Below are 23796 nucleotides of genomic sequence, written 5' to 3'. Positions count from 1 at the left end.
CGGTGTCCGATACGGCTGCACGAGGTGGTCGCGGCGAACGGCGGTCTGTCTCTCGGCGCGAGGTCCTCAAGTACGCGCTGTCACCGGCGCTGCTGAGTCTGGCCGCAACCGTCGAGGCGCCCACCTCGTCGGCCGCCGACATCCAGCTGATTGACTTTGCGGAGAAGAGGATCGCACCGGACGAGATCAAGGCGGCGGGGTACGCCGGGGTGATCAACTACGTCTCCGCGGAGCGGCCGGGAGCCCATTTCGAGGCCAAGCCGATCACCCGCGAGTACGCGGACTCGTTGCGCGGGGCGGGCCTGCAGATCGTCAGCAACTTCCAGTACGGCAAGCCCGGATGGCCGGCCACCCCGTCGGATCTGACCCGCGGACACGACGGCGGGGTGGCGGACGCGCAAACGGCTCAGCAGCTGCATGCCGCGGCCGGCGGACCGAACTCGGCGCCGATCTTCTTCAGCGTCGACGACGATATCGACCAGAACACCTGGAACAGTCTTGCCGTCGAATGGTTTCGGGGAATCAACTCGGTCCTCGGCGTGGGCCGCACCGGCATCTACGGCCACTACAACGCGTGTGGGTGGGCGATCAGGGACGGGGTGATCGGCAACTCGTCCAGTGCGGGGCACCGCTGGGCGTGGCAAACCCGGTCATGGTCGCACGGCCAGCGCGAGCCGATGGCCGTGCTGTACCAGGCGGTCGTCAACAGCCCGTCGAATCCCGGCCCGCTGCTGGGCGGCATCAATGTGGATGTGGACGACGTCCTCGCGGCCGACTACGGACAGTGGGAACTCAGCCGCTGAGCCGCGCCTACATGCCCAGCGGCACCGAATCGCCGGTCGCCCTGGGGCGTCGTCGAGGCGATGAAGTTTTCCAGGATGTCCGCCACGGCCATCGGCGCCTCCACGTGCGGGAAGTGCCCGACGCCCTTGAGTACCTCGAGGCGGCTGCCCTCGAGCGCGTCGTGGGCGGCGTAGGCGTGCGCGACGGGGATGATGCGGTCGTGGTCTCCCCAGATCAGCACCGTGGGCAGGCCGGCGGCGACATGCAGTTTGTTCAGCGCGCTGACGGCCTGGCCGCGATAGTCCACCACCGAGCGCAACGTCCGCAAGAACGCCTGGCGGGTGCCGGCATCCGACAGCGAGCTGTACGCATACCACATCTGGCCGGCTCGCGGCGCCTGGATCCCCGCCGAAGTCAGCCACGACCCCAGCTTGTTGCCGAGGGTCAGCACCGGTTGCGGGGCGACGATGGGCAGCACGAACTCGGCGCCGGGCGCGGACAGCAGCCGTAGCACCGGGCTGAGGTCAGGGCCGAGGCCGCCACTGCCGATCAGGACCAGCCGCTCGCAATAGTCGCGGTGCTGATGGGCGAACTGCATAGCGATACCGCCGCCCAGCGACTGCCCGACCACAGTGGCGCGGGCCACCCCGAGTTCGTCGAGCAGATCGCGCAGGAAGACCGCGAACGCTCCCAGCGAATAGTCACCGCGCGGTTTCGCCGACATGCCGTGCCCGAGCAGGTCGGGGGCGATCACGCGATATTTCTTCGACAGCAGCGGGATGAGCGCCTGCCAGGTCGCGGAACTGCCGGCCATCCCATGGATCAGCAGCAGGACGGGGCCTTGCCCGGCGTCCCGGTAGGCGATTCGGTCGCCATGTAGTTCGAGGTACATCAATTCGCTCATGTCGACGATTTACCCAGCCTTGGTAGTTAGAACGCATCGGTCGTATCCGGAGTACCCAACTTACGCCTCCGTAGGTTACTCGCGGGTAATAGTGTGGCGGGCCTCACGCGGCACGCACGGCTCACCCAGACGAACGGCACCCCGCGAGCAGGACGCTCACGGGGTGCCGTCTGGTGCCGACGATCAGGCCGGTGTCACTTCAGGTCGTACCGATCGTTGTTCATCACCTTCACCCACGCCGCGACGAAGTCCTCGACGAACTTGCCCGCGTTGTCGTCCTGCGCGTACACCTCTACCAGCGCGCGCAGCACCGAGTTCGATCCGAACACGAGATCGTTCGCGGTTGCGGTCCACTTGAGCGCTCCCGAGGCCCGATCGCGGCCCTCGTAGACGTTCTCCGTGGTCTCCGACGGCTTCCACTCCGTGCCCATGTCGAGCAGGTTGACGAAGAAGTCGTTGGTCAGCGCGCCCGGCCTGTCGGTGAACACGCCGTGCTTGTTGCCGCCGTGGTTGGCGCCAAGGGCACGCAGCCCGCCGACGAGCACGGTCAACTCCGGACCGGTCACCCCGAGCATGTAGGCCCGCTCGACCAGGAGCTGCTCCAACGGGGCCTTCTCGCCCGGCCGGGCGTAGTTGCGGAAGCCGTCGGCACGCGGTTCGAGCACCGCGAACGACTCCACATCGGTGCTCTCCTGCGAGGCATCGGTACGCCCCGGCGCGAAGTGCACCGAGATGTCGTACCCGGCCTCCTTGGCCGCCTTCTCGACCGCAGCCGAACCGGCCAACACGATCACGTCGGCCAGCGAGATCTTCTTGCCGCCCGAAGCCGAGGCGTTGAAGTCCTGCTGGATCTTCTCCAGCGCGGGCAACACCTTGGCCAGCTCCGAGGGCTCGTTGACCTCCCAATTTCGTTGCGGCTCGAGACGAATCCGCGCCCCGTTCGCGCCGCCGCGCTTGTCGGTGTTGCGGTAGCTGCCCGCCGCCGACCATGCGGTCTTGACCAGCTGGGGAACGCTCAGGCCGGACTCGAGCACCTTCTTCTTCAGCGCGGCCACGTCCTTGTCGTCGACCAACTTGTGGTCGACCTCCGGCACGGGGTCCTGCCACAGCTGCGGCTCCGGAATCCAGGGCCCGAGGTACCGGCTGATCGGCCCCATGTCGCGGTGCAGCAACTTGTACCACGCTTTCGCAAACGCGTCGGCCAGCTCCTCGGGGTGGTCCAGCCAGCGCCGCGTGATGTCACGGTAGATGGGGTCCTCGCGCAACGACACGTCGGTGACCAGCATGGTCGGGGCGCGACCCGGCCCGCCGAACGGATCGGGAATGGTACCCGCGCCGGCGCCATCCTTGGCCGTGAACTGCCACGCATCGCCGGGACTCTTGGTCAGCTCCCACTCGTAGCCGTAGAGGGTCTCCAGGAAGGTGTTGTCCCACTTGGTCGGGGTGGGCGTCCAGACCACCTCCAGGCCGCTGGTGATGGCGTCCTTGCCGCTGCCGCTGCCGTAGGAACTCTTCCAGCCCAGCCCCTGCTGCTCGATCGGGGCGCCCTCCGGCTCGGGACCGACCAGCTCGCCGCTCGCGGCTCCGTGCGTCTTGCCGAAGCTGTGGCCGCCGACGATCAGGGCCGCGGTCTCCTCGTCGTTCATCGCCATCCGGCCGAAGGTCTCACGGATGTCGATCGCTGCGGCGACTGGATCCGGCTTGCCTTCGGGGCCTTCCGGATTCACGTAGATCAGACCCATCGTGGTCGCACCATAGGGTTGCGCAAGGTCGCGCGTCCCGGAGTAGCGCTTGTTGGTGCCCAACCATTCGCCCTCTTCACCGAAAAGGATCTCTTCGGGCTCCCAGACGTCTTCGCGGCCGAACGCGAAGCCGAAGGTCTTGAATCCCATCGACTCCAGAGCGACATTGCCGGCGAAGACAATCAGGTCGGCCCAGGAGAGCTTGTTGCCGTACTTCTTCTTGATCGGCCACAGCAGCCGGCGGGCCTTGTCCAGGCTCGCGTTGTCCGGCCAGCTGTTCAGCGGGGCGAAACGCTGCATGCCTTGGCCGCCGCCGCCGCGGCCGTCGAAGATGCGGTAGGTGCCCGCGGCGTGCCAGCTCATCCGGATGAAGAAGCCGCCGTAGTGGCCGTAGTCGGCGGGCCACCAGTCCTGCGAGGTGGTCATCAGTGAGACCATGTCAGCCTTGAGCGCGTCGACGTCGAGCTTGGCGAACTCCTCGGCGTAGTCGAAGTCGTCGCCGAGCGGGTTTGCCTGGGGCGAGTGTGGATGCAGCTTCGAGACGTCGACCTGGTTGGGCCACCAATCCCGATTCGTCAGGGGAGCGCCTTCTTTCGGGGTTGGCGCAGCGATTGTGGGATTTTCGCTTTCGGACACAACATTCCTTTCGGTGTTAGGTGAAACGGGGCTGTGAATCAAGAAACTGCGGTCGAGCAGTCGGGGCATACGCCCCAGTAGATGACTTCGGCCTCATCGAGCACGAAGCCATCGAGAACGTTGTCGTCGTCGAATGGGGTCAGGCAGGGGGCATCGCCGACCGCGCAGTCGACGTCGGCGATCACGCCGCAGGACCGGCACACGACGTGATGATGGTTGTCGCCTACCCGGGACTCGTAGCGCGCGACCAACCCGGACGGCTGGATGCGCCGGACCAGGCCCACCGCCGTCAGGGCATTGAGCACGTCATACACGGCTTGGCGGGAGACGTCGGGGAGACCGATCCGCACCGAAGAGAAGATCGTCTCGGTGTCGGCGTGGGGATGGGCGTGCACTGCCTCGAGGACGGCGAGCCTGGGCCGGGTCACGCGCAGGTCGGCCATACGCAACCGCTCCGCGTAGTCCGACGTTGACGACACAAGGCCAATATGGCCCACTTATCTGGAATCAGTCAAGAGTTTCTGCAGGCAACACCCCGTAAAGATTTGGGGTCAGGAACCTGGCTTCACGGCGCTGCCGGCGCGCCACTGGTCCCAGCTGAGCGTCCAGTCACCGTTTTGGGCCAGCCGCAATGGTGGCCCGCCGCTGTTGCGGATCTCGACCACATCACCGGGCACGGAGAAATCGTAGAACCACTTCGCGTTGTCGCCGTTGAGGTTCAAGCATCCGTGTGAGGTATCGGTGTGTCCCTGCGCCCATACCGTTGCGTCCAGCTGGTGCAGATAGATGCCGTCAATGCTGATTCGGGTGGCGTAGTTGATGGTCTCCCGGTAGCCGAGGCGAGAGTTCTTGGGCAGCCCGAATGTCGAGGAGTCCATCACCACGGGGTTGCCTTTGTCGAGCACGGTGTAGACACCCGAGGGGGTCCACAGCGAAATGCTCTGCGCACCGACCGTCTCCGTGCCGCCCATCCCCATCGAGGTGGGCATGGTGCGAATCAGAGCACCGTTGCTGAAGACGCTCACCATCTTGGTGGCATCGTCGGCGATCGAGACGTGTGCGTCACCGATCCGGAACGACACTCGGTTGTCTTCCTGCCCGAATAGGCCGTCGCCCAAGGCAATCCCGTAGATCTTCGCTTCGGCGGTGACGGTGGTGCCGGGCGCGTAGTAGTGCTCCGGTCGCCAGTGGGCGTTCTGCGCATCGACCCAGAACCATGAGCCCTGCACCGCCGGGTTCGTCGTCACCGTCAATCGCCGCTCGGCGGCGGCGCGGTCGGAGATTTTTTCGTCGAAATGGGCCACGATCACGGTGCCGACCCCGTAGATGCCGCCGTCTCGCAGCGCGGTCTCCGAAGTGGCGGTGAACGACACCTTCGTCTGATTTGACGGCTGCAGCGTGGCGAACGACGAAACTTGGTTTGCCACAACGCCGTCTGCGCCTCGACTGCTGACGTTCAGCGTGTAGGTGCGTCCGTAGCCCAGGGGGGTCGTGGGCTTCCACACAGTGTTGTCCGGCGTCATCACTCCCTCAATGGACTTGCCGGCGTCATTGACCATGCGGACCTCGGTGAGCGTCCCGTTCTCGGATTTCACCTGCACCGGCGAAATGGGGTCGACATCTCGTGCGTTGACACGGGGAGTAAACGAAATCGCCGGACCCTCAATAACTTTCGCAGAGCAATTCGGGCAGCGCGGAGATGCGGCGATCTGAATCGTGGCGCAAAGCCCGACCACGACGAATACGCACAGCAAGACCCGGTGCGCCGGTCGAAGCCGCCGGAAGAATTCAGCAACGTTCCTGGGGTTCATCGAGATGCGCATCCTTGGGGGTTTCTCATCAGCCGGCTCGAGGTTGAACCCGCGCGCAGACAACGTCGCGTAACAAGTAGCCCCGCAGGCGCGTCCTGAAACGTCCTCGCCCGTTGCGGGAGAAGATGGGGTCATGGCCGACGACGAACTCGACACGCTGTATTCGGGGCAGCCCAGTACCTTCACGGCCCAGCGCACGGAATTGTCCGCGGCCGCTCGGCGCCGAGGCGACGAGGCCGCCGCCCAACGGATCTCGGCCAGCCGCAAACCGACCACCGCGGCCTGGGTGGTCAATCAGCTTGCGATCAGCGACAAGGACGTCACACGGCGCCTTGCCGACCTGGGCGACCGGCTGCGCGCCGCGCACGCGGCGATGGACGGCCACCGCATCCGCGAGCTGTCCGGCGAACAACATCGACTGATTCAAGATCTGGTTCGGGTGGCATTCGACATGGCCGGCATCAGCGCGTCCGCCGCGGTGCGTGAGGACGTCACGAGCACGCTGCAGGCCGCGATCGCCGATCCCGAGGTCAGGGGGCGACTCGGGCGGCTGGACCGCCCCGAACAATGGTCGGGCTTCGGCGCATACGGTGATGCCGCCGAACCGGCGCCCGTCAAACCCCGCGAGAAGGGGCGCGAGAAGGGCCGCGAGAAGGACATTGATCGCCGGTTGGAGAAGCTCACCGCGGCGGTTGCCGCCGCCGAGCAAGACAAGGCCGACGCCGACGACAAGCTGGCGCAATCGAAATCCGCAAGGGAGACGGCCCGCGAGCGTCGTGACGAGGCGCTTGTCGACCTCCGCAAGGCGGAACGCGAGCTCGACCGCGCCGAAAAGAACTACGGCAAGGCACAACAAGCCAGCCACGATGCCGCCGAACTGCTCCGCGAAGCCAAAGCGCTCCTGCAGCAACGCTAGCCACGGATTCTGAGCAGCGGCCGCGTTTCCGGGTGGCAACGCCGGGTATCAGGCCAGCCATGACTTCTCTGTGGCTCGCCGATCGAACCCAACCGCCGTGGACTGCGAGCCAACTCGACGATGGGTCCCACTCCGCCGAGATCATCGTGGTGGGCGCCGGCATCACCGGCCTGATGACGGCTGTCTTGCTGGCCCGCGCCGGCAAGGAGGTGATGGTGGTGGAGGCGCGCAGCGTAGGCGCCTGCGCCACCGGCAACACCACCGCCAAGATCAGCCTGCTGCAGGGCACCCATTTGTCGAAGGCGTTGCCGCGGCACGGCAAGGAGCTGGCCCGCGCCTACGTGGACGGCAACCGGGAGGGCCAGGGCTGGATAGTCGAACACTGCCGATCGCGCGGCATCGCCGTGCAACACGAGGACGCCTACACCTACGCCCAGTCCGCCAAGGGGGTGCCGTCGGCGCGTTTGGAACTGAAGGCGTGCCAGGCGGTTGGGCTGCCCGTCGAGTGGGCCGACGACGCCGATGTGCCGTTTCCGTACCACGGCGGGGTGCGGCTGCCCGACCAAGCGCAATTCGATCCGATGGAGTTCCTGGACTCGTTGGCCGCCGAGCTGCTCGACCGCGGCGGACGACTGGTAGAGCGCACCAGGGTTCGGCGGGTGTCCAGTCGCGGCAGCAAGGTGCAGGTGCAGGTGAACGACGCCGCGCAGCGCGACATCGAACTCGAGGCCGGCAAACTGATCCTTGCCACCGGGATCCCGATCCTCGATCGCGGCGGATATTTCGCGCGAGTGAAGCCCAGCCGCTCGTACTGCCTAGCGTTCAAGGCGCCGGGCGACATCCCCCGCCCGATGATGATTTCCACCGACTCACCGACGCGTTCGGTGCGCTACGCTCCGGTCTCGGACGGGGAGCTGTTGATCGTGGGCGGTGCCGGACACACCGTAGGCCGTGAGAAGAGTCCGGCCAAGGCCCTGGACGAACTCTCATCGTGGACACGCAACCACTTTCCGGGCGCGGAGCAGACTCATTTTTGGTCGGCACAGGACTACACGCCGATCGACCATCTGCCATACGTGGGTCCGATCCTGCCGAATAGCGAAACCATCTATATTGCAACGGGTTTCAACAAGTGGGGCATGACCAACGGCGCCGCCGCGGCGCTGGCGCTGACGGGCCGCATCCTGGGTGGCCGGATGGACTGGTCACGCGCGTTCGCCAGCTGGAGCCCGCACGAGCTGACAGGACTGCTGACCGCGATGCAGGCCAACCTCGAGGTCGGATTCGACATGGCGAAAGGCTGGATCACCCCGGCCACCCGCATCGGCCGGCGCCGCCCCGGGCCCGACGAGGGCGGCGTCGTAAGCGGACTCCCATGGCAGTTGGAAGCCAGGAGTCGCGTCGACGGTACCGAACACCGCGTTTCGCCGGTCTGCCCGCACCTTGGCGGGATAGTGAATTGGAACGACGCCGACAAGGCCTGGGAATGCCCACTACACGGTTCGCGATTCGCGCCGGACGGTACGCTACTGGAAGGGCCGGCCACCCGAGACTTGACTGCGTCCCACTGACGCATTTGTCACACTGACTCACCCACCTTCCGGTATACAAGCCAGCGCAACTCGATGGGCGAATCCTCACGCTCGACATCGAAAATGTCTTGGCCACTGGCCCATCCGTCGAACCATGCCGTGGGCGGCCACGCGCCTTCCGGTAAATGGGCTTTCTCGTACTCGTACGCCGACTCGTCGGAAACGAGTTCAAGCGACAGTCCGGCGGCGGCTTTTTCGACCTCGTCGCGGGTGAAGATCATGGTGTGGCATTGCTGCCCGAGTTGTCGCGCGGCGTCGTCGGGCGTGTAGCCCTCGCGCGGCAGGAATGCGTTGAACACCAAACGTCCACCGACGGCCAGACACTGCGCGGCCAGTTCGAACATGCCGCCCAGCTCCTGCGGGGTCCGGAAGTCCGGTACCACTTCGGAGAAGACGACCAGCTGAAAGTCGCCGCTAACGCCCTCCATCGCCACAAAGACATCGCTTTGGATGACGTTGATATCAAGTGAATTTCGCGTGGCTTCCGCACGAATGATGTCGGCGAACTTCCCGGCCAGCTCGACGGCGTCGACCGGGTGCCCACGCTTGGCCAGGGCGAGGGCGTTTCGCCCCGTGCCGGCGCCAACGTCGAGTATCCGATAGGTGCTCGGATCGTCGGCTTCATTGGCGAGCGACCAGACACGTGCATCGGGTTCGGTGCCGAACAGCGAACCCTCGCGGGTGTCGACCCAGCTGTCGTAATCGGCCCCGATCGTGGCCCACTGAGGTTTGACGCGGTAATTCAGCGTCGTGCCGAATGGTGAATTGAACTCTATGACGATGTTCGACCGCGACGAAGCCTTAAAGGCTTTCGCCAGTTCGCCTTCCAGCACCGCTCTGAGCTGAACGGTTTCTTCGTCTGTGTACCGTATGCCCAAGCCCGCAAAGACGGTCGTACACATTCTGACGTACTCGTCGAGCATGCCCGGAACGGCCGGTACATGGAGCCGACCTTCGGACATAGTTCGTCGGTGCAACCGCCGGGCCATCGCTTCGCGCAGCATCGCCGGCTCGAAAGATCTGCGGTCGCGATCCTCCATCAGACTCTTGTACACGACTCAGGTTCTGGCCGCACAATGGGGCGCGGGATAGCCGGCGAGCTAATCGCGGCCGAGAGGGGAAACCATGAGCGACGATGCGAATGCCCAGTTGGGTGCCGAGAAATTCGTGTCCTTGACGACGTTCAAGCGCAACGGTGATGCGGTCGCGTCGCCGATGTGGATCGTCGCCGATGGCGCGCGGCTCTCGGTGTGGACGCCGGCGGACTCGTGGAAGGTCAAGCGGGTTCGCCACGATCCCCGGGTCACGCTTGCGGCGTGCGGCCGAACCGGGAAGGTCGCGCCCGGAGAGCCCGTCTTCGCGGGGACCGCCGAGGTGATCACCGACCCGGGGGAGGTCACGCGCATCGAATCGCTCGTCAAACGCAAGTACGGCTTGGAATTTCGCGTGGTGACCTTCATCGAAGCGATCGCGGCCCGCGGCCGAAAGCCACGGTTCGTCCTGCAGATCACACTGACACCCAGCGGGTGAACCGCAGCGATGAGCCGCGTCGAAGGCTGTGCCGAGCTGGTGGAAGATGGTCAGCATGCAGGTCGAGAGTTTGCACCGCTATCCAGTGAAATCAATGCTCGGGGAGGACGTCGAGACCTTGTTCGTCGACGAACGCGGCGCCGAGGGAGACCGGCGGCTCGCACTCGTGGACAGCGCGACGGGGCATGTGGCCAGCGCCAAGCAGGCGCGGCTATGGCGTGATCTGTTGAAGTGCACTGCCATCGGGGATTCCGGCCACGTCAGCATCGGGCTGCCCGACGGTACAACGGTCGCCGCCGACGATCCGGACGTCAACGAGGTGCTCTCGCGGTTGTTGGGTCGCTCGGTCCGACTGGTCAGTAAGCGCCCCGACGGCGCGACGGTAGAGCGTCCGGACCCGGAGAAGCTGCTCGAGCTCGGGTTGGACGCCGAAGTCGCCGGCCGCATCCTGGAAATTGGACTGGGGACGCCGGGAGATTCATTTACCGACGATGCTCCGCTGCACGCGATCACCACCGCCACTTTGGACCACATCGGGGTCGAAGCCTTGCGTTACCGGCCGAATCTCGTGATCGCGACGCCAGCCGACTGCCCGCCATATGTCGAAAATGATTGGGTTGAACGGGAATTAGGCGTTGGCACGGTGCGGCTGCGCGGCCTGGAACTCACCCCACGCTGTGTGGTGCCGACACTCGAGCACGGGCCACTGCCGAAAGCTCCACAGGCGCTGCGGACGCCCGCCGCCGAAAATCGTTTGCAAGCAGGCAGTTGCGGGGTGGCAGCATGCGCGGGGATCTACTTCAAAGCCACAACTGCTGGTGTCATCCGGGTGGGTGACCAGGTCACCCTCGACCCCTAGTTGTCGAAGCTACTGGGCGCCCGCACCACTGTGGCCGGCCCGGCCGGGCCGGTGTCGATTCGGCTGGCGGCAAAGGACGCGCCCTTGTCGATCATCGTGCCGTCGTCGGCGTAAGTGTTGTGGGCGGCGAAGTTCATGCCGTCCGAACACACCGGGTCCTCGTTCGCGCACACCTTGATCGTCTTGGCCTGGTAGGTCGGTCCGATGACCACCGGTGGCTCACCGAGGAAGTTCATGGCCCGCACGTTGGGCGTACCGAAAAGCACCACCGCGGCGACATGGTCGGCGATTTCGGGCGCCAGTGGCTTTGGCACGGTTGCCGGGTCAACACCGGCGGGCACCGAGTCTGACGTCACGAAACCCATGACCGCCGCGCCCTGGGAAAAGCCGCTGAGCACCATCTTGGTCTTGGGGCAGCTGGCCGCCATCGACACGACGTGCGCGCCCGCGTCCCGAATGCCGTCCAGCCCGGTGTCCCACTCATTGCTGGCGGGGTAATTGACCGCATAGACGTCGACCGACTTTCCACCCTCGCGTCCGCGCAGGTTGTCGATGAAGGCCTGCCCGGTCGGACCGACCCCCTCCGGCTCGCCGGTACCGCGGGCGAACACCACCTGAACGTCGGGGCATGGCTCGGCCGACGACCAGGGGACAGGTGAAAAGAGGACAGAGGCACCAAGACTCACAGTTATCGCGGCCGCGGGCCCCACGAAACGAATGACGTAACCGGCAATCATGTCCGAATAATGCCCATCTCTGCCGATCACCAAACGAGTGATATTCCACACGCGTTCGTAGCAAACCCGCCCAGCGAAACTGCAGTGACGTGCTTGCCGTGTGAACAGCGCACGGCCGCAGTCGATTTCACGCCCAGACAACGGAAGTAACAGGGAGCGAACAGAACAGGGGAGAATCTATCGCGCGTCGTCGGCGTGCAGTCGGCTCAACGCCATTTGATGCCGCACCCGATCGACGGCCGCTGATCCGCGTTGACCGGCCGTCCGGCCAGCACCGCGTCGACGGCTGCCCGGACGTCGGCGCCCGTTACCGGCAGGTCGTTTTTGGGGCGGGAGTCGTCGAGCTGGCCACGGTAGACGAGTCGGCGCTCGCCGTCGAACACGAACGTGTCCGGCGTGCACGCCGCGGAGAAGGCGCGGGCAACGTCTTGCGTCTCGTCGTACAGGTACGGAAACGTCCAGCCGTGGTGACGGGCCTCGGTAACCATCTGGTCGGGGCCATCCTGCGGGTACGTGACGACGTCGTTGCTGGAAATTCCCACCATTGCGACGCCTTGCTCGGCGAGGTCTTTGCCCAGGGCCGCCAGCCCCGGCGCGACGTGCTTGACGTACGGGCAGTGGTTGCAGATGAAGGCGACGACCAGCGCCGGGCCGGTGAGGTCGTCGAGGCTGACCAGGTCGCCTGTTGCCGGGTCGGGCAACGTGAACGGCGGCGCGGGGGTGCCGAGGGCGAGCATTGTTGACTCGATAGCCATGCCCGCCAGAGTAGTCCGCGGGGCCCGGCCACCACGGCCGATCGCGGGTGCGGAAGGCTGCACCCCGTGTGGCCAGAGTTAGCGGCGTTGCAATCCGGGGTACCAGCCCGAAACATGGGGTGGGTGATATCGCACGCCGTCGCGATCTTCTCGGGGTTACTTGCCGCGTTTTGGGCAGCAGTCGGCATCGTCGTTCGACAACGCGTCGCCCAAAGCGTCCCAAAAAATGATGGGGACCTGTCCCGACCGACGGTGACCAGCGTGGTCCGCCAGCCGTTGTGGTGGGCTGGGATTCTCGCCGCGGTCGCCGGCTATGTGTTCCAGGCCCTGGCCCTGGCAAACGGATCCCTACTGCTGGTGCAACCGCTGCTGGTGTCGTCGTTGCTGTTTGCCCTGCCGCTCAGCGCGAGGCTGTGCCATCAGCGCATCACCGGAGCCGAATGGGCTTGGGCGATCGTGTTGACCGTGGCGCTGGCGGCGTTCGTACTCGTCGGTCAACCCCGCGAGGGCCATCACCGTTCGCCGATCCCGTCGTGGACGATGGCGGTGCTGCTCACCGCGCCCCTGGTCATCGTGTGTCTCGTCGCGGCCCGGCGCACCCACGGCCGCACCCGCGCCATGCTGCTGGCGGTCACGGTGGCGGTTCTGCTGGGCATGGTGGCCGTATTGACGAAGATCTGCACGCACCGCTACGCCGTCGGCGGATGGCACGGACTCCTGAGCGTGCCGGCTCCGTACTTGCTGGTGGTGCTGGCGGTGGCGGTCACCATGGTGCAGAGCTCGGCCTTTCACGCCGGCGCGTTACAGGCCTCGGTGCCGCTGATGCTGGTGGGGGAGCCTGTCGTCGCGGTGATGCTCGGAGTGATCGTGCTCGGCGAACACCTTGCGGTGCGCGGCTCGGCAGCGATTGGCCTGCTCGTCGCCGTCCTCGCGATGGTGGTATCCACCGTCGCGTTGGCGCGCGACCAGGCGCCCGGTGTGAGCCATCCAGCCGCCAAAGATGTTGGCACACGGTGTACTAACGAAGACGATGTGATCATCACGTAGGCCGTGCTATCGCGGTTGCTTGACAGCGGCCTGCTCCAGCAGATCGACAGCGCGCCCAAGGCTTTCGTCAGCTTTACTCATCAGCGTGGCAACTTCGTGGGCCCGAGCCGCGCGTTCTGGGGAGAGGATGCCCTGCAGGTCGGCGATCACCGAGTCCAGGGTGCTTTCCATAAAGCCCCGTCCGGAGCCAACTTTCAGCTCTGTGACCCCTTCCGCCCAGACCGGCTGATCAAGCCAGAACCACAGAATCAAGGTGGGAACTCCGGCCCGCAGACCCGCGGCCGTGGCCCCGGCACCGCCATGGTGGACAACGGCGCGGCACACGGGAAAGACGGCGGCGTGGTTCACCTCGGCCACGACCTTCACGTGCTCGACGTCCGGGAGACCGGCAACGTCGTTCGGGCCGGTGCACACCAGCGCCCGCTCACCGACCCGCGCGCAGGCCTCGCTGATCACCGCGACGGTCTCCATGGGCGAGGCAAGCGGCGTGCTGCCGAAACCGAAGTAGATCGGTGGCGTGCCGTCGGCGATCCACGACAACACCTCGTCGTCGGCGTCGGCCGGCAGCCCCAGCGTCAGCGCGCCGACGAACAGCGGCGAAGCATCCGAGTCCAGCCACTCGGCTGCCGTTCCCGGCAAGCAGATCTCGTCATATGCCTGGAGCTCCACCGTCGGCCGGGCCGAGTCCCCGGCGACCTCAGACAATCCGAGCGCGCGCCGCTGAGCGTCGTCGGTCTCCTTGGTGATGTGCGGACCGAATTCGCCGGACGCCAAAATCCGCGCCGGGAAATAGTGCAGCGCGCCGAGCGGAATGTCGTGATACTCCGCGACGTTCGCGGCCAGACCCTGCTCGTTGAAGGCGGCGACCAGCAGGTCGGCTCCGTCGGCCAATGCCGTCAGCGCCGTACTCTTTTCGGCCTTGATCTCGTTGACATGCTGGGCGATGTCGGCCCACATCGTGACCGGGTTCGAGATCTTGCCGAAGAACGCCGCGGCGAAGTCCATCTGTTCGCGCGTGTCCCGGCCATACGCGACCGCGGGCAGCCCCGCGGATTCGACGAAGGCCACCATGTTGGGCGCGACGGCCATCTGCACGTCGTGACCGCGTCGCATCAGTTCCCGGCCGACGGCGGCCAGAGGCTCGACATCGCCGCGACTTCCATAGCCGGCCAGCACGCATTTCATCGGCGAAACCTCACTTGCGGTGCTGCTCGTCCGTGCACCAAATCTGCTCTGTTGGCTGCGATCCGCCGCGCGGCGCTGCGCGACGGCGCCGTCAGCGGATCCTGTTGGCCGCGAACGTCGCGGCCTGGTTGGTCATCCCGGCCTGAATATACGAAACATGCGCCATGATGTTCCCTCCACCGGAGCAGATCGGGTCGTCAGGGGCGCACAAGCTGATGGTCTTGGCGGTGTAGATCGGGTTGATCGTCGGAAGCGGCTGCCCGCCCCACAGCATGCTCGAGAATTGACTGGTCGGTTCGCCGAAGAGGGCAACCGCGGCGACATGGTCAGCCACCGTGGGCGGCATCGACTGAGTGGCCAGATCGATCACCGTCGAGCCCTGCGAGTATCCGCCGAGAACGAGCTTGGTGTTGGGGCAGTTGGCGACGGTGCCCTGGATGTGACCGCTCGCGTCGTCGGCGCCCGCCGGAGCACTGGCGTGGTAGTCGTCGTTGGCCGGGTAGTTGACCGGGTAAACCCCAACGGACTTCCCGCCGAGCTGCGAAGTCAGGGAGTCGGTGAAGGCTTGGCCGATGTTCCCGAGGCCGGGCTCCTGGTGGGTACCTCGAGCGAACACCACCTCGACGTCAGAGCAGGGATCGGCCGACGCGACGGGTGAAATCGGCGTGCCAACCAGGGCCCACATCATCGCTGCCGCGACGCCGACAATTCGAACAAGCCTTTGTGCACTCATTCTCAAATGCTGACATACCGACCGAGACGGCCGTACCGGCGGCTGGCTTTACCCGGGTGCGGACGGGCTGGGGCGGGCCTTATACAAAATGAGGTACTTGCCGGCGGGAAGGACGGGAAGGAACTGCATGTTCGCTCAGTTTGAGCGTAGGTAACCGTCCTGGGGTTTTGAAAGGCTAGGAAGCGTGACCGACTCGACGAGCGGGATTACGGCCGCTGCGACATCCGCGGACCGGTCCAGGCCGGTGCGGATAGGCGTCCAGCTCTGGGCGGGCGGAACACCGGACTACCCGACGTGGCGCCAGGCCGTGTTGCGCGCCGAAGAGCTCGGCGCTGACGCCATCTTCGGCTACGACCACTTTCACAAGCCCTTCGTCGACATCGTCGACGGTGCCCCGCAGCTCCAGGACGAACAGCCGGAGGTCAACAACTTCGAAGCGTGGACGGCCCTCGCGTCGTGGGCCGAGATCACCCGTCGAGCCGAGATCGGATTGCTCGTCAGTGGGATGCCGTATCGCAACCCCGACCTGGTTGCGGATATGGCACGCACGGTCGATCACATCAGCGGAGGGCGCTTGATCCTGGGCCTCGGTGCGGGCTGGTACCCGCACGACTTCATCGCCTACGGATACGAATACGGCACCGTGAGATCGAGGATGGACCAGTTCGACGAAGGCTTGCAGCGCATCGAATATCGGCTCAAGCATTTGACTCCCGGCCCGTTGCGTCAGATCCCCATCCTGATCGGCGGAGGCGGTGAGCGGCGCACCATTCCCGCCGCCGCGCGCCATGCCCATATCTGGCATAGCTTCGAACCCATCGACGAATTCCGTCGCAAGAACGATCTCCTCAAGCGGCTTGCCACCGAGGCCGGGCGCGACGAGGCCGGCATCGAACGCGCGATGGCGTGGACCGATGCCAAGACGGCCGATGCCTTCCTCGACGAGGGCGTCACGCTGTTCACCACCGAAATCCATCCCGACGGCAGCGGTTACGACTTCTCCGAGCTGGAGACGATGCTCGCCTGGCGCAGTCAATAACGACGCCAGCGATGCGCACTCGGCGCGACAGTGGAAGTATCACGGGCGTGGCCGAGAAGAAACCGCAGACGATCTCTTACCCGGCGCCAGACTCGCGTCCGCGCCGCCACGACTACGCCCCACTGGACCCCCACGTCATCATCCTCTTCGGCGCGACGGGCGACCTGGCCAAACGCAAGCTGCTTTCCGGCTTGGCCTACTTGGATCAGTCCGAGCTCGCGCCCGACATCCAGGTCGTCGCGACATCCCTGGAAGAGCTGAGCGACGACGAGTTCCGGGATATCGCCAAGAACGCGATCGACTCGTACGGCACCCACAAGCTATCGCCCGAACAGTGGGCCGACTTCTCGAAAAACGTCACCTACGTCCCGCAGGGCGCCGGGCCGCAAGCCCTCGCCAACGCGGTCGCCGAAGCCGAAGCCAACCTGGGCCCGAAAGTGCGCCGACTGCACTATCTGTCCGTCCCGCCGAAAGCGGCACGCGACGTCATCACCACGCTGCGCGACGCGAATCTCGTCGAGCGCTCCCGAGTGGTGATGGAAAAGCCATTCGGCACCAACCTGAAAAGCGCGGTGGCCCTCAACGACTTCCTGCACGAGACGTTCGATGAATCGCAGATCTTCCGCATCGACCACTTCCTCGGCAAGGAGGCGGCGCAAAACATCCTCGCCTTCCGCTTCGCCAATGGACTGTTCGAACCGATCTGGAATCGCAACTTCATCGACCACATCCAGATCGACATTCCCGAAACCCTGGGTCTTGATCAGCGCGCGAATTTCTACGAAAGCACCGGCGCCTACAAGGACATGGTCGTCACACACTTGTTCCAGGTGATGGCGTTCGTGGTCATGGAGCCGCCCACCGCCCTCGAGCCGTATGCCATCAGCGAAGAGAAGAACAAGGTGTTCCGCTCGATGCTGCCGGTGAAGACCTCCGACGTGGTGCGCGGTCAATACAACGGGTACCGCGAGGAGCCCGGGGTGGCAAACGATTCCGACACCGAGACCTTCATCGCGCTCAAGGTCGGTATCGATAATTGGCGTTGGGCCGGCGTGCCGATCTACCTACGCACCGGCAAGAAGATGGCCGAGGGCATCCGCATCATCTCGATCGCATTCAAAGAGGCCCCGCGCAGCATGTTCCCGCCGGGATCGGGAGTGGGGACCCAGGGTCCCGATCACCTGACGTTCGACCTGGCTGACAACTCCAAGGTTTCGCTGTCCTTCTACGGCAAGCGGCCCGGTCCCGGGATGAAGCTGGACAAGTTGTCGATGCAGTTCTCCTCCCGCGAGATCGATACGGCCGACCAGACACTGGAGGCCTACGAGCGGCTCATTCTCGACGCCATGCGCGGTGACCACACACTGTTCACCACCGCCGAGGGCATCGAATCACTATGGGAGCGTTCGGCAGAACTGCTCACCGACCCGCCGCCGGCCAAGGTGTATCCGCCCGGAACCTGGGGCCCCAACGCGATTCACCAGTTGATCGCCCCCAACGCATGGCGATTGCCGTTCGAGCGGGGCTGGCGCGAAGCCAGGACCTAGCCGTCGAGTGTCAGAGCACCATCCACGACAGCACCGAGGCTTGCAGTCCGGACAGCACGCAGATAAAGACCAGGAAAACTACGCTCCACAGGACCACACGGCGGAAGATGTCGCCTTCCTTGCCGTGCACGTCGACCGCCGCGGCCGCGATCGCGAGGTTCTGCGGCGAGATCATCTTGCCCAGCACGCCACCGGAGCTGTTGCCCGCAGCCATCAGCAGGGGGGAGAGCCCCGCCTTGGCCGCCGCGGTCACCTGCAGGGCGCCGAATAGGGAGTTCGATGAGGTATCGGACCCGGTCACCGCGACGCCGAGCCAGCCCAGAATGGGGGAGAGCAGGGCGAAAGCGCCACCCGCCCCGGCCATCCATGTTCCCAAAGTGATGGTCTGCCCGGAGGCGTTCATCACGAAAGCCAGTGCCAGCACGGCCATTACGGTCAGGATCGCCCAGCGAAGCTGATACAGCGTCACCCCATAAGCCTTGATCGCGCCCGCCGCCGACAAGCGCAACACCACCATCGCGATGATGCCGGCGACGAGCATCTGGGTGCCGGGCGTGGTCAGCAGGTTGAAGGTGAAATTCGGAAGCGTCGATGGCCTGCCCTTCGCGGTGAGCAAGTGCAGTCCCGGCCAATGCACGGTGTGGGTCGCGTAGTCGAGATGCTGCTTCACGATTGGGAACTGGCAGAACACGAAGATGCCAATGATGATCGCGTAGGGCGCGTAGGCGCGGACCACCTCGGCGCGCGGCTCGGGCCGCTCGGGGCTCGCGGCGAAGGGGCCCATCGGGTCCGCGGCGCCCCCCGCCACCACCGCGGCACGTCGTGCCGTTTGCGGACGTTTGACACGCAGCAGTAGCACTACGGCGCCGGCGGACAGCAGCGAGGCCACCACGTCGGCCAGCGGCACCGACACGTAGTTCGAGGTGGCGAATTGGCCGATGCCGAAAACGACGCCCGCGGTGAGGGCCACGGACCAGGTCTCCCGAATTCCGCGCCGGCCGTCGACGATTGCGACCAGAGCCAGCGGGACGAAGACGGCAAGGACGGGAGTTTGACGCCCGACCATCGCGCCGAGCGTGTCGCTCGACAATCCGGATACGTTGCCGAGAACGATGATGGGTGTGGCCATCGCCCCGTAGGCGACCGGCGCGGTGTTGGCGACCAGCGCCAGCACGGCGGCCTTGAGCGGTTCGAAGCCCAGCGCCAGCAGCATCACCGAGGTGACCGCCACGGGCGCGCCGAATCCGGCCAAGGCTTCGAGCAGCGCACCGAACGAAAACGCGATGATGATCGCCTGGATCCGGTGGTCGTCGCTGATGCTGGCGAAGCTCCGCCGCAGCACATCGAAATGTCCTGTCTGCACCGTCATCTGATACACCCAGATTGCGTTGATCACGATCCAGAGGATCGGGAAGAACCCGAAGACGGCGCCCTCGCCGCCGGCGAGCAGCGCCTGACCAATTGGCATGCGGTACAAGACAATTGCGACCGCGAGTGCCACACCCAGCGATAGCAGTGAAGCCGCCCACGCCCGCAGGCGCAAAACGCCCAGCATCACGAACAGCATCGCCAGCGGTAAGGCCGCCACGAGGGAGCTCAAACCCAGCGAGTGAGCAAGGGGATCCAGGATCTGACGATACATATTGGCACCATATGAATCACCGGCCACGCCATGCCGACGATCAATGAGCTGACAACCACGAATGTCCGCAAAAGATTTAGAGGTTGGTTAAATCAATCGATTTATTTACGGGTAGAGTCTCCACCAGCTTCCACGCCGGCAGCCTGCCGGCCGCAACCGATGAGACCGGCGAACAGCAAAGGAAGAGAGATGTCACAAGGGGTTGCCGCAAAGAACGACACCGAGCAGCTGGTGCTCGACTTCATCCACGCCTTCGACGGGCAGACCATCGACGTCGACGCTGCGATCGCCCTGGTCGCGGAGGACTTCATGTGGCAGCTGCATGTGCCGCTCTCACCCGTGATCGCCGGACGCGACGCGGCGCGCGCGGAGCTGGAAAAGCACAACAGCCTGTCGACGGGAATGATCGACGGGAGCGAAATCCGCACGATCGTGTCGACGGGTGACACTGTCGTAGTCGAACGAATTGACGTGAATTCATTGGGCGGCGGCGAGCCGGTCACGTTCTATGTCGTCGCGGTCTTCGAAGTCCGCGACGGCGCGATCATTCACTGGCGTGAGTACTGGGACACCAGCCACGTCGCAAAGCAGATCGGCATCGAACCGGCCCACATGTTCGACGCCCTGGCCTAATCGGCCGGCACATCGCGTTTTGCGGCTGGAGGCCGAGCGCTGCGAATCTGGCTGCATTGCAACAGAACAGATACTGTCGTAACCGATGACTTCCGGCACTTCTGGCGACGCGCAGACCGGGGCCGCCGCGACATACAACGCGGCGGCGGATGCGTTCGACGATCCGGCGAACACGTTCTGGGCCCGTTTCGGCCACGCGACCGTCGACCGGCTTGCATTGCGACCCGGCCAGCGTGTGCTCGACGTGTGTTGCGGCAGCGGCGCTTCCGCGATACCGGCGGCACAGATCGTCGGACCCGGCGGCTCGGTGCTCGGCATCGATCTCGCCGAACGGTTACTCGCGCTGGGCTGCGCCAAGGCCGACACGTTGGGGCTGCGCAATATTGAGTTTCGCTCCGGCGACATGCTCGACCTGAAGCTGCCGCCCGAAAGCTTTGACGCCGTCATGTGTGTTTTCGGTATTTTCTTCGTACCCGACATCGGCGCCGCTGTGCGGGAGTTGTGGCGCAACGTGCGCCCGGGAGGCAAGCTCGCGATCACCACCTGGGGACCGCGTTTTCTCGAGCCCGCCAATACGGCCTTCTGGGAATCGATTCGCCAGGTTCGGCCGGATCTCTACAAGGGGTTCAATCCGTGGGATCGCATCTGCGATCCGGCGTCGTTGGGTGACGCCTTGCGCGAGGGCGGGGTTGCGGAGGCCGAGATTGTCGCCGAATCCGGCGCGCACGCGATCACATCGCCCGAAGCATGGTGGGCGGCGGTACTGGGCTCAGGTTACCGTGGCACCATCGAGCAGCTCTCACCGCAGGATCGCGACCGAGTGCACACAAACAACCTCGATTATGTTCGGAGCTCTGGGATTACGAGTGCCGAGACCAACGTCGTATACGCGGTCGCCAACAAGGATCGATGATAAGACAACTAAAGCTGTTGGGCAGCAATGCTTTACGATACTCGACTGCAAGCCAGTGGCATGTGCTGCTTGTCATGCCTACTCGGCTTAGCCAGCCGCGGTGAGGATTTTGATCGCGAAGATCAGCGAATCGCCCGGCCGAATGCCAGCGCTGGGCTGACCTTCCGGGTAGCCATCCGCGGGGACCATCGCGACGGCGACCGTTGAGCCGACCTTCTGCCCTGCGATGGCCTTCTGAAAGCCGGGCACGACCCCGGTAAGCGGGAAATCAACCGGGGCACCCCGGTCGAAGCTGCTGTCGAACACGGACCCGTCGCGTCCGTTGACGCCCATGTAGCAGACGGAGACCTTGGCCGTGGGTGAGACCACCGGCCCATCTGCGACATGCAGCGTGTGTACCTGGGTCTGGTTCACGCTGAACGGCGCGGTCACCGTCACCCGGGGAGCGGTCGTATCCGTGGGTCCGATGACGGCGATGCTGCCGGTTGTCCCCGAGAGAGTCCAATCAGGTGTTCCACCTACCGGCGGTGCTGCGGTCGGGCACGAGCCGGCCGCGGTTGCCATACCCGATCCAGCGAGCATCAGACCGGTAGCCGCGACGCAGGCCGCGGACACGATCGAGGAGTACACCCGGAGAGACTTCACCGGCGTCACGCTACAGCCACGTGCTCGTGCGGCGGCGCGGACCCGGGTTCGTTGATCGAGCTGCCGCACGCTTCGGGCCGCCTATGCCATCAAGAAAGTCGTCGCCGAGCCAATAGTGTTGCCGCATTCGTCGGGACGTCGCCAATTGATGAGTCACCGGGCTACCCATTCGCTATTGTCCATACTTGCGCTGCTTTGCATGCACTGGCGCCCGTGCTAACGCGAAAAGAACGGAAGGGAATCAAATGCCCTCACCTCGCTGGTTCGCTGGACTCGTGATCCCCATGATGGCCGGCGCTGCACTGGTTAGCAGCGCCGCGACTGCGAACGCAGTTACTCCCCAAGACGAGGTGTACCTCAATCAATTGCGCGCCGTCGGCCTGACCTGGCCGCCTCAGACGGAAGAGGCGCTCATCGGCGAGGCGCACCTCATCTGCTACGACCTCACCTGGGGCTGGACGCCGCAGCAGATCGCCGATGAGGTCCATGCCCACTTGGACAAGCGGAGCGTGACGCTGCCGGATGTCGGAACCATGGTCAACGCCGCACACTCGACCTATTGCCCGGGCAATGTGTGCGACGCTCCGTCGCTGTGCACCTGACTAGCTGAACGGGGGGCCGCTCAACTGATCGGCCGCCACGCACCAAGGACAGCGGACCGGTACCAGCCCTGGCGATTTCGAATCTGGACTCCGATCACATTCTGGGCACTCACGCGGCTGTCGACAATGTGTTGGTCATCGATGTAGATGACCACATGCGATGCTTGGCTCTCACTTCCATTGGGATGCAGATAAATTAGGTCTCCCGGCGCAAAGCTCCCATCTTTGGGGATGCGAGTGCCCATCGGGCCCGCCTTGCCGTCGTATTGCTGATGGACATCGCCGTTGAACTTGATGCCCAAACCGTAGTTGTAGACCCACGCAGTGAAATTGGAGCAGTCCAAGCCTCGCCCGGCGCTCCAGGCAATCGGCTCATTCGGGGTGTCGGTGTCCGGATTCTCCTCGACGGCACCGGCATGGGTCGAAGCCGGCGGGTCCCACCCGGGAATGTGATGGTGACGGTATTGCAGCCCAAGCGCATTGTCGGGAGCGTTGATGTAGCGCATGGCCGTAGCCAGGATTCGTTCCCGTTTCCAGGTGTTGGCATCACAACCCGCGCCCGGCGGGATAGCCGGCGGAGGCAACGCATCCGCTGCTGGTCCCCAGCCCTGGTTCAAGTAGCGCCCCTCGGCACTCGTGCGATACCAGTCGGAAAGCGGAACTGGGCTTTGCGGCAGCGCGTCACGGCTAGCGAAATCTGCCGTCAACGAATCTCGGGTGCACGAGAAAGGGTAGGTCTCACCGGTGTCGCCTAGCGAGACTCCGACTGGGCCGCCGGTCAGCACCCAACCGGCTACGCAGACGGCGAACAGAACCGGGATAGCGAGCTTCATTCGATGGGTCAACGTGCTCCCTGCTCAGTCGAATGGTCGGCGCTGACGAAGCAATATTAGGAGGGGCACCGGATGAGCAACCGGTTCTGGCCGATTGAAAATGACCAGCCGGTTCGCTGCACGACGTTGCTGAGGCCGCCGAGGACGACGGGGTTGACCTCTATACCCGGGCGCGGTTCGATGATCGATAGACCGCGAGGGGAGACCTGTAGTGAGAAGTGTTCGCCATCTTGCTGCCGTCGTCATGATGACGTTGGCCTCGATGGCGGTCACGACGATCGCGACGCCGGCGGTGAGTTCGGCCGACTGCGCCGACGGCCAATGGTGGGATCCAACGGGCAAGGTCTGCCGGCCGCTCGGTGTCGGGCCGCAACCGTTGGCTTGTGATTCGGGTCAGTGGTGGGACCCGACGGCCAATGTCTGTCGCCCGCTCGGCGTCGGGCCGCAACCACTGGCTTGCGACAACGGATGGTGGTGGGATCCGGGCGCTAATGTATGCCGCCCGCCGGTGCTGCCGCCCGGCTGATTCCGCCCGGATCAGGGGTTCGGCAGGATCCGCGCGCCAACGCCATCCCCGCAACGTCTTTCCCACCGACATCGAACAGGTCGGCGCGAGACACCCGCCAAAGTCGACTGGGTGACCTCCAGGTACTCGATTCGACGGAACAGGCCACCAACACCGAGGCCGCGCGGCAACGGGAAACAATTCCGA

At 65.0% G+C, this 23796-nt stretch carries 24 protein-coding genes; 12 read left to right on the top strand and 12 right to left on the bottom strand.

All coding sequences use genetic code 11. The features are described from left to right. Window positions 1-2: 2 nt before the first annotated feature. On the top strand, window positions 3-803 hold the full coding sequence (locus SKC41_RS17575; RefSeq protein WP_330978984.1) for a DUF1906 domain-containing protein: 801 nt from the start codon (window positions 3-5) through the stop codon (window positions 801-803). Here SKC41_RS17575 and SKC41_RS17570 read toward each other — a convergent pair. From SKC41_RS17570 to SKC41_RS17555, 4 genes are all read right to left on the bottom strand, one after another. Then, window positions 776-1687: an alpha/beta fold hydrolase gene (locus tag SKC41_RS17570; RefSeq protein ID WP_330978983.1), complete on the bottom strand. Its 912-nt coding sequence runs from the start codon at window positions 1685-1687 to the stop codon at window positions 776-778. The two genes, SKC41_RS17575 and SKC41_RS17570, sit on opposite strands and share 28 nt — an antisense overlap. A gap of 194 nt (window positions 1688-1881) precedes the next feature. After that, window positions 1882-4107, bottom strand: coding sequence for a catalase/peroxidase HPI (katG, locus tag SKC41_RS17565; protein ID WP_442931728.1), 2226 nt, complete (start codon window positions 4105-4107; stop codon window positions 1882-1884). Further along, window positions 4104-4544: a Fur family transcriptional regulator gene (locus SKC41_RS17560; protein WP_330978981.1), complete on the bottom strand. Its 441-nt coding sequence runs from the start codon at window positions 4542-4544 to the stop codon at window positions 4104-4106. The genes katG and SKC41_RS17560 overlap by 4 nt, the downstream gene beginning before the upstream one ends. Before the next feature lie 72 nt (window positions 4545-4616). Next, a complete protein-coding gene (locus SKC41_RS17555; RefSeq protein ID WP_330978980.1) occupies window positions 4617-5876 on the bottom strand; it encodes a L,D-transpeptidase in 1260 nt (419 codons plus the stop codon). 133 nt (window positions 5877-6009) lie between these two features. Between SKC41_RS17555 and SKC41_RS17550 the strand changes: the two genes are divergently transcribed. Then, window positions 6010-6792 carry a hypothetical protein gene (locus SKC41_RS17550; RefSeq protein ID WP_330978979.1) on the top strand — a complete coding sequence of 261 codons (783 nt, stop codon included), beginning with the start codon at window positions 6010-6012 and terminating at the stop codon, window positions 6790-6792. 59 nt (window positions 6793-6851) lie between these two features. Beyond that, on the top strand, window positions 6852-8363 hold the full coding sequence (locus SKC41_RS17545) for an FAD-dependent oxidoreductase (protein ID WP_330978978.1): 1512 nt from the start codon (window positions 6852-6854) through the stop codon (window positions 8361-8363). Between the two features lie 8 nt (window positions 8364-8371). Here SKC41_RS17545 and SKC41_RS17540 read toward each other — a convergent pair whose 3' ends face one another. Further along, window positions 8372-9424, bottom strand: a complete 1053-nt coding sequence (locus tag SKC41_RS17540; protein WP_330978977.1) for a class I SAM-dependent methyltransferase — start codon at window positions 9422-9424, stop codon at window positions 8372-8374. An 85-nt stretch (window positions 9425-9509) separates the two neighbouring features. On the opposite strand from SKC41_RS17540, the gene SKC41_RS17535 reads away from it, so the two are divergent. Then, on the top strand, window positions 9510-9914 hold the full coding sequence (locus SKC41_RS17535; protein ID WP_330978976.1) for a PPOX class F420-dependent oxidoreductase: 405 nt from the start codon (window positions 9510-9512) through the stop codon (window positions 9912-9914). Between the two features lie 46 nt (window positions 9915-9960). Continuing rightward, window positions 9961-10773: an MOSC domain-containing protein gene (locus SKC41_RS17530; protein WP_330978975.1), complete on the top strand. Its 813-nt coding sequence runs from the start codon at window positions 9961-9963 to the stop codon at window positions 10771-10773. Here the strand turns inward: SKC41_RS17530 and SKC41_RS17525 are convergent. After that, complete coding sequence (locus SKC41_RS17525) at window positions 10770-11510, bottom strand: cutinase family protein (protein WP_330978974.1); 741 nt, start codon at window positions 11508-11510, stop codon at window positions 10770-10772. The two genes, SKC41_RS17530 and SKC41_RS17525, sit on opposite strands and share 4 nt — an antisense overlap. 206 nt (window positions 11511-11716) lie before the next feature. Further along, entirely contained in the window at window positions 11717-12265 is a 549-nt protein-coding gene (locus SKC41_RS17520) for a thioredoxin family protein (RefSeq protein ID WP_330978973.1), read from the bottom strand. 114 nt (window positions 12266-12379) lie between these two features. On the opposite strand from SKC41_RS17520, the gene SKC41_RS17515 reads away from it, so the two are divergent. Further along, window positions 12380-13312 carry a DMT family transporter gene (locus SKC41_RS17515; RefSeq protein WP_330978972.1) on the top strand — a complete coding sequence of 311 codons (933 nt, stop codon included), beginning with the start codon at window positions 12380-12382 and terminating at the stop codon, window positions 13310-13312. Between the two features lie 6 nt (window positions 13313-13318). Here the strand turns inward: SKC41_RS17515 and SKC41_RS17510 are convergent, their stop codons facing one another. Together SKC41_RS17510 and SKC41_RS17505 are read right to left on the bottom strand one after the other, a co-directional pair. Beyond that, window positions 13319-14497 (bottom strand): glycosyltransferase, encoded by a 1179-nt coding sequence (locus SKC41_RS17510; protein WP_330978971.1) that lies wholly within the window; start codon window positions 14495-14497, stop codon window positions 13319-13321. A gap of 91 nt (window positions 14498-14588) precedes the next feature. Then, complete coding sequence (locus SKC41_RS17505; protein WP_330978970.1) at window positions 14589-15230, bottom strand: cutinase family protein; 642 nt, start codon at window positions 15228-15230, stop codon at window positions 14589-14591. A gap of 184 nt (window positions 15231-15414) precedes the next feature. On the opposite strand from SKC41_RS17505, the gene SKC41_RS17500 reads away from it, so the two are divergent. Continuing rightward, window positions 15415-16269 carry an LLM class F420-dependent oxidoreductase gene (locus SKC41_RS17500; RefSeq protein WP_330978969.1) on the top strand — a complete coding sequence of 285 codons (855 nt, stop codon included), beginning with the start codon at window positions 15415-15417 and terminating at the stop codon, window positions 16267-16269. Between the two features lie 47 nt (window positions 16270-16316). Next, entirely contained in the window at window positions 16317-17816 is a 1500-nt protein-coding gene (gene zwf, locus SKC41_RS17495; RefSeq protein ID WP_330978968.1) for a glucose-6-phosphate dehydrogenase, read from the top strand. A gap of 10 nt (window positions 17817-17826) precedes the next feature. Here the strand turns inward: zwf and SKC41_RS17490 are convergent, their stop codons facing one another. After that, the gene (locus tag SKC41_RS17490) at window positions 17827-19458 is read right to left on the bottom strand and encodes an L-lactate permease (protein ID WP_330978967.1); all 1632 of its coding nucleotides are present in this window, start codon (window positions 19456-19458) and stop codon (window positions 17827-17829) included. Between the two features lie 189 nt (window positions 19459-19647). On the opposite strand from SKC41_RS17490, the gene SKC41_RS17485 reads away from it, so the two are divergent. Continuing rightward, window positions 19648-20091 (top strand): nuclear transport factor 2 family protein, encoded by a 444-nt coding sequence (locus tag SKC41_RS17485; RefSeq protein ID WP_330978966.1) that lies wholly within the window; start codon window positions 19648-19650, stop codon window positions 20089-20091. Window positions 20092-20176: 85 nt separating this feature from the next. Beyond that, complete coding sequence (locus SKC41_RS17480) at window positions 20177-21004, top strand: class I SAM-dependent methyltransferase (protein ID WP_330978965.1); 828 nt, start codon at window positions 20177-20179, stop codon at window positions 21002-21004. An 87-nt stretch (window positions 21005-21091) separates the two neighbouring features. On the opposite strand, the gene SKC41_RS17475 is transcribed toward SKC41_RS17480, so the two are convergent. Beyond that, complete coding sequence (locus tag SKC41_RS17475; RefSeq protein ID WP_442931700.1) at window positions 21092-21658, bottom strand: FKBP-type peptidyl-prolyl cis-trans isomerase; 567 nt, start codon at window positions 21656-21658, stop codon at window positions 21092-21094. 236 nt (window positions 21659-21894) lie between these two features. Between SKC41_RS17475 and SKC41_RS17470 the strand changes: the two genes are divergently transcribed. After that, window positions 21895-22251 carry a DUF732 domain-containing protein gene (locus SKC41_RS17470; protein ID WP_442931699.1) on the top strand — a complete coding sequence of 119 codons (357 nt, stop codon included), beginning with the start codon at window positions 21895-21897 and terminating at the stop codon, window positions 22249-22251. A 20-nt stretch (window positions 22252-22271) separates the two neighbouring features. Here SKC41_RS17470 and SKC41_RS17465 read toward each other — a convergent pair whose 3' ends face one another. Next, a complete protein-coding gene (locus SKC41_RS17465; RefSeq protein WP_330978963.1) occupies window positions 22272-23084 on the bottom strand; it encodes an NlpC/P60 family protein in 813 nt (270 codons plus the stop codon). Between the two features lie 247 nt (window positions 23085-23331). On the opposite strand from SKC41_RS17465, the gene SKC41_RS17460 reads away from it, so the two are divergent. Then, complete coding sequence (locus SKC41_RS17460; protein ID WP_330979536.1) at window positions 23332-23610, top strand: hypothetical protein; 279 nt, start codon at window positions 23332-23334, stop codon at window positions 23608-23610. The last annotated feature ends 186 nt before the right edge of the window (window positions 23611-23796 follow it).

Origin of the sequence: Mycobacterium sp. 050128 (assembly GCF_036409155.1) — a bacterium.
Lineage (GTDB): Bacteria > Actinomycetota > Actinomycetes > Mycobacteriales > Mycobacteriaceae > Mycobacterium.
This window is presented reverse-complemented; position numbering and strand designations above follow the sequence as displayed.

Bases quoted from the DNA above. Each gene is read 5' to 3' on its own strand.
- SKC41_RS17480 (WP_330978965.1), top strand. From the start codon at position 20,177: ATGACTTCCGGCACTTCTGGCGACGCGCAGACCGGGGCCGCCGCGACA.
- SKC41_RS17545 (WP_330978978.1), top strand. From the start codon at position 6,852: ATGACTTCTCTGTGGCTCGCCGATCGAACCCAACCGCCGTGGACTGCG.
- SKC41_RS17570 (WP_330978983.1), bottom strand. From the start codon at position 1,687: ATGAGCGAATTGATGTACCTCGAACTACATGGCGACCGAATCGCCTAC.
- SKC41_RS17540 (WP_330978977.1), bottom strand. From the start codon at position 9,424: ATGGAGGATCGCGACCGCAGATCTTTCGAGCCGGCGATGCTGCGCGAA.
- SKC41_RS17515 (WP_330978972.1), top strand. From the start codon at position 12,380: ATGGGGTGGGTGATATCGCACGCCGTCGCGATCTTCTCGGGGTTACTT.
- SKC41_RS17550 (WP_330978979.1), top strand. From the start codon at position 6,010: ATGGCCGACGACGAACTCGACACGCTGTATTCGGGGCAGCCCAGTACC.
- SKC41_RS17530 (WP_330978975.1), top strand. From the start codon at position 9,961: ATGGTCAGCATGCAGGTCGAGAGTTTGCACCGCTATCCAGTGAAATCA.
- SKC41_RS17555 (WP_330978980.1), bottom strand. From the start codon at position 5,876: ATGAACCCCAGGAACGTTGCTGAATTCTTCCGGCGGCTTCGACCGGCG.
- SKC41_RS17490 (WP_330978967.1), bottom strand. From the start codon at position 19,458: ATGTATCGTCAGATCCTGGATCCCCTTGCTCACTCGCTGGGTTTGAGC.
- SKC41_RS17470 (WP_442931699.1), top strand. From the start codon at position 21,895: ATGCCCTCACCTCGCTGGTTCGCTGGACTCGTGATCCCCATGATGGCC.
- SKC41_RS17535 (WP_330978976.1), top strand. From the start codon at position 9,510: ATGAGCGACGATGCGAATGCCCAGTTGGGTGCCGAGAAATTCGTGTCC.
- SKC41_RS17520 (WP_330978973.1), bottom strand. From the start codon at position 12,265: ATGGCTATCGAGTCAACAATGCTCGCCCTCGGCACCCCCGCGCCGCCG.
- SKC41_RS17505 (WP_330978970.1), bottom strand. From the start codon at position 15,230: ATGAGTGCACAAAGGCTTGTTCGAATTGTCGGCGTCGCGGCAGCGATG.
- SKC41_RS17510 (WP_330978971.1), bottom strand. From the start codon at position 14,497: ATGAAATGCGTGCTGGCCGGCTATGGAAGTCGCGGCGATGTCGAGCCT.
- SKC41_RS17485 (WP_330978966.1), top strand. From the start codon at position 19,648: ATGTCACAAGGGGTTGCCGCAAAGAACGACACCGAGCAGCTGGTGCTC.
- SKC41_RS17465 (WP_330978963.1), bottom strand. From the start codon at position 23,084: ATGAAGCTCGCTATCCCGGTTCTGTTCGCCGTCTGCGTAGCCGGTTGG.
- SKC41_RS17525 (WP_330978974.1), bottom strand. From the start codon at position 11,510: ATGATTGCCGGTTACGTCATTCGTTTCGTGGGGCCCGCGGCCGCGATA.
- SKC41_RS17460 (WP_330979536.1), top strand. From the start codon at position 23,332: ATGACGTTGGCCTCGATGGCGGTCACGACGATCGCGACGCCGGCGGTG.